We start from the raw sequence: 4704 nt of genomic DNA, 5'->3' as shown, positions 1-4704 counted from the left end.
TTTGGCAGGCTTCTTTAATTTTGATGGAAAACCATATTTTGATGCTGAGGCAGGCGCTGAAAATGCACCAGATGTTGAATTTGATTTTGGTAATAACGATAAAGAATAATGTCTAAAGTTGAAGATTTTTTAACAGCCACGGAAGAGCAAGCAATTGTTTTAGCCATAAAAAATGCCGAAAAAAATACTTCAGGTGAAATACGCGTTCATATAGAGAAAACTACAGAAAAACCTCCTATGGAAAGGGCATTGGAGGTTTTTTATGCATTAAAAATGGACGCAACTGAGTTAAAAAACGGTGTTTTAATTTATATTGCTGTTGAAAGTAAAAAGTTTGCAATTTTGGGCGATGAAGGAATTAATAAATTAGTTCCAGAAAATTTTTGGGAAACTGAAAAACAGATCATACTAACCCATTTTAAAAACAATGAATTTACTTTAGGTCTTGTAACTGCAATTGAAGAAGTTGGGAATAAACTAAAGCAATTTTTTCCATATCAGTCAGATGATACAAATGAGTTATCTGATGAAATTTCAAAAGGATAAATGAACCTACACAAAAAATATATTAAACTAGTTAGCACATTTTTACTTGTTGTTTGTTTTACACAAGTAACTTTTGCGCAATTTACAATACCCGAAAAACCAAAGCTACAAACTAGTGTTTACGATTATGCAGCTATTTTAGATGCCAATCAAAAGAAAACTTTGGAGCAAAAATTAATTCAATATTCCGATTCTACGTCAACTCAAATTGTAATTATTACCGTTGAAACTATTAACGGAGAAGATATTGGAATTTTAACGCCAAAATGGGCACATCAATGGGGAATAGGACAGGCAAAAGAAGATAATGGAGTACTAGTTTTATTGGCCAATAAAGAACGTAAAATATGGATTTCTCCTGGGTATGGAGTTGAACATAAGCTAACAGCCGGAACAACTGGTAGTATTGTACGTGATGTAATTATTCCTGAATTTAAAACTGGCGATTTTTACGCCGGATTAGATAAAGGAGCCGATGCAATTTTTGAAGTTTTAAAAGGAACTTATAAAGGCTCTCGTAAAAAAGAAAGTGAGTCTGGTGGTGTTCCAAGCTTCCTTATTATTTTTATTGTGTTTATAGTATTACTAATAATTTTTTCCAAAAAAGATAAAGGTGGAGGTAATGGCGGAAAAGGATTTAGAAATGATAATACTGCGGCAGATATTTTAACTGCCATTATTTTATCTCGTGGCGGACGTGGCGGCTTTGGCGGCGGCTTTGGAAGTGGTTCAAGTGGTGGTGGTTTTGGAAGCGGCGGCTTTGGCGGTGGCTTTGGCGGCGGCGGATTTAGTGGAGGAGGAGCTGGCGGTGGCTGGTAAAAATAATAATAAAAGTATAGAATAAACCGAAATAAGTTAATGTAACTTATTTCGGTTTATTTTTTAAATTCAGTTATATACTATTGTCTTTTGATAAAATATGTTACAGTTTAGAAACATCAATTTTAAATAATTCAGCAGCGTTTTTCCACATAATTAATTCTTTTTTATCATCGGGTAAGTCCAATTGAGTCATAAATTTTAAATACGATTTCATATTAGAAATTGGCCAATCGGTTCCATATAATAAATATTTAGGATCGCCAGCGTAAATTATCATTTCTTCAATTTCCTTTTTCATATAGCGTTCAAATTTTTCGGTAAAATCTCCTAAAACTAAACCAGATATATCAGTGTATACGTTTTCATTTTTATACACAACTTCCATACAATCTTTAATCCAAGGATTACCAATATGACAAATTACTATTTTTAAACCTGGATAATCTACAGCTAAATCATCAATTTGAAGTGGGTGCGAGTATTTTACTTTGCCCGTTGGTGCGTAAGTGTCTCCAGAATGAAACATTACAGGAACATTATATTCAATAGCCATTTCATAAAAAACTTTTAAACGATCATTGTTTGGATAAAACGGTTCGTACCCAGGGTAAAATTTAAGTCCTTTTATAAGTCCAGCTTCAATAAACTCACTTATTTCCCTTAAATCTCTATGATTATAATTTAAGTAACTAATACCTGCAACCACGCCTAAATTATCTCGTTTACTTACGGCTTCAACAACAGATTTGGTGCTAGGTCTATGTTCATTTACTTTGTACGATGATAAAATTAGAGAGTAATTAACACCGTTATCTTGCATTGTGTCGGTTAATTTATTGAGAGAGTCGTTTAAGGAGGTTACTCTATCTTCGTGATAATTGTTAATATGTGTATGTACGTCTATAATCATATTTTTTAATTTGAATGTTTTAAAAGTACAAATTAAGGTTTTCATTTAAATTTAAAAAGAGATTGCACTTTAGTTTTGGAAATATTTTTTTAAGTTAAAATTTGAGTAGAAAAAAACCCATATCATCTGAATAGAGGATATGGGTTTAAATTTATATTGATGTGCTTTTTTTAATGATGATCGTGAGCTTCGGTTAATTTTCCTTTATAAACTCTTTGAACAAAAGTAAAGTAAATAATTACTAAAATAAAAGCAATAACCCACCATATAATACCTACTTCTAAAGCATACGTTTCGGAAGCTGTATTGTATATTGTTAAGGATTCTACAATGTTATTAGTACTTGGTATTACTACAGGGAACATACTTGCAATAGCACTTCCAATTCCGCTAATTATAAAAATAGTAGAGGAGGTAAATCCTAACCAATGTTTATTGCTATTTCTAAAAATTAACATTCCTATAAAACCTAGTAAGGCAATAAATGGCAATAAATACATTGCTGGATGTTGATTAAATAAATCTATATGAAAAGATTTCATTGTTACAAATGCCACTAATGAAATAATAATTAAAACAATTAAAGCAATCCATAATGGTACTATTTTAGACTGCAATTTTTTTACAAAATCACCTTCGGTTTTTAAAATTATCCAATAAGCTCCGTGAATTGTTAGTGTTAATACAGCTACTAATCCTATAGTAATTGTAAACCAATCAATAACACCAGGTCTTTCTGCAAAAGGAGAAAAACTTTCATCCCATAAAGGAGTAAAAAAGGCATAAGAGTTGGTAAATTGTGCAACACCATCTTCAACGCCACCTAAGTTAACACCTCTAATTACATTTCCAAATGCAATTCCGAAAAACAATGCTAATAATAAACTAGAAATTCCAAATCCTTTTTGCCATGGTTTTATCCATAATTCGTGGTTAATTAAATGTGTAAATTCAATGCCTAAGGCTCTAAAAATAAAAAACCATAAGATCATAATTAATGGTAAATAAAAACCACTAAAAGCTGATGCATACAAGGTTGGAAAAGCAGCAAATAAAACACCGCCAAATGCAACTAGCCAAACTTCGTTACCATCCCAAAAAGGACCAATAGCACGCATTACTTGTTTTTTTTCTTCGTCGGTTTTTGCAAAAAAGAAATGAATAATTCCTGCGCCAAAATCAAAACCATCAAGCACAATATACATTACCAACATAAAACCTAAAATTAAATACCAAACTGTCTCCATCTTTTAGTTTTTTAAAGTTAATTTTGGTCCTTTATGTATTAGTTTACCCACTAAAATTAGCATAATAAAACCTAATAATAAATACAATCCTACAAAGCCCAATAGGGTAAATAATGTATTTCCTGCGGAAACACTTTCAGAAATTCCATCAGAAGTTTTAAATAAGCCATATACTAAATACGGTTGTCTTCCTAATTCAGATGTGTACCATCCAGCAGTATTTGCAATGTACGGAAATGGAACAGCAAAGAGTAATACCCATAAAAACCATCGTTGTATTTCTAGTTTTTTCTTCCATAAAAACCAGATTCCTAAAAACATAATTCCTATAAAAATAGTTCCTAATCCAACCATTATATGATAAGAATAATACAAGCCAGGAATATTTGTTGGCCATTCTTCTTGTGGAAAATCATTTAAACCTTTTATTTCAGCATCCCATCTTTCATAGGTTAAAAAACTCAACACTTTTGGAACTTCAATTTTGTTATCTAATCGTTGTTCTTTCATGTTGGGTTGACCTATTAACACAATAGGCGCACCTTTTTCTGCATTAAATAAACCTTCCATTGCAGCTAAAGTTACTGGCTGATTTAAAGCTACTTGTTTTGCTAACAAATCGCCTGTTGGAACCGCAACTAGTATTGTTGAAATAAAACCAGTTATAATTGCAGTTTTTAAAAATAAATGAGCAAACTCTTTATGTTTATTTATTAAAAGGTAGAAAGCACCAACACTTGCAATTACAAATGATGTAGTTACTAAAGATGCCATTTGATTGTGAAAGAAGGATGGTAATAACCACGGATTTCCAAATAAATCAGAAAAGTTTTTAAGTACAAATTTACCATTGGCTAAAACTTCATGTCCAACTGGGTTTTGCATCCAAGAGTGTGTGGCAATAATTAAATAGCCACTTGCCCATGAGCCTATAAAAATTAATAGCGCTGTTAAAAAGTGTAGTTTTTTTCCAAGTAGTTTTTCGCCAAACAGAAATAACCCTAAAAAAGAGGATTCTAAAAAGAACGAAAACATTCCTTCCATAGCTAGGGTTTGCCCTATAATATTTCCTGTACGTTCAGAAAATTGGGCCCAATTGGTACCAAACTGAAATTCCATTGGAATACCAGTAACAACACCCATTCCAAAATTTATTGCAAATATTTTTGCCCAAAATTT

The 4704-nt window shown here is 31.7% G+C and carries 5 protein-coding genes; 2 read left to right on the top strand and 3 right to left on the bottom strand.

Translation table 11 applies throughout. The annotated features are described in order from the left end of the window. The first annotated feature begins 108 nt into the window (after positions 1-108). Both ABY298_RS14915 and ABY298_RS14910 read left to right on the top strand, forming a co-directional pair. Positions 109-546, top strand: coding sequence for a TPM domain-containing protein (locus tag ABY298_RS14915; protein WP_372746849.1), 438 nt, complete (start codon positions 109-111; stop codon positions 544-546). Beyond that, positions 547-1365 carry a YgcG family protein gene (locus ABY298_RS14910; RefSeq protein WP_372746848.1) on the top strand — a complete coding sequence of 273 codons (819 nt, stop codon included), beginning with the start codon at positions 547-549 and terminating at the stop codon, positions 1363-1365. It begins immediately after the preceding gene. 103 nt (positions 1366-1468) lie between these two features. Here the strand turns inward: ABY298_RS14910 and ABY298_RS14905 are convergent, their stop codons facing one another. The 3 genes from ABY298_RS14905 to ABY298_RS14895 all read right to left on the bottom strand — a co-directional run. After that, positions 1469-2278: an amidohydrolase family protein gene (locus ABY298_RS14905; protein WP_372746847.1), complete on the bottom strand. Its 810-nt coding sequence runs from the start codon at positions 2276-2278 to the stop codon at positions 1469-1471. A gap of 170 nt (positions 2279-2448) precedes the next feature. Continuing rightward, entirely contained in the window at positions 2449-3525 is a 1077-nt protein-coding gene (gene cydB / locus ABY298_RS14900; protein WP_372746846.1) for a cytochrome d ubiquinol oxidase subunit II, read from the bottom strand. 3 nt (positions 3526-3528) lie between these two features. Beyond that, the coding region (locus tag ABY298_RS14895; RefSeq protein ID WP_372746845.1) for a cytochrome ubiquinol oxidase subunit I at positions 3529-4704 on the bottom strand (1176 nt) is incomplete at its 5' end.

The sequence above is a fragment of the Lutibacter sp. genome, from assembly GCF_041596795.1.
Classification (GTDB): domain Bacteria; phylum Bacteroidota; class Bacteroidia; order Flavobacteriales; family Flavobacteriaceae; genus Lutibacter.
Note: the sequence above shows the minus strand (reverse complement) of the source record. Positions and strands in the feature narration are given on the sequence as shown.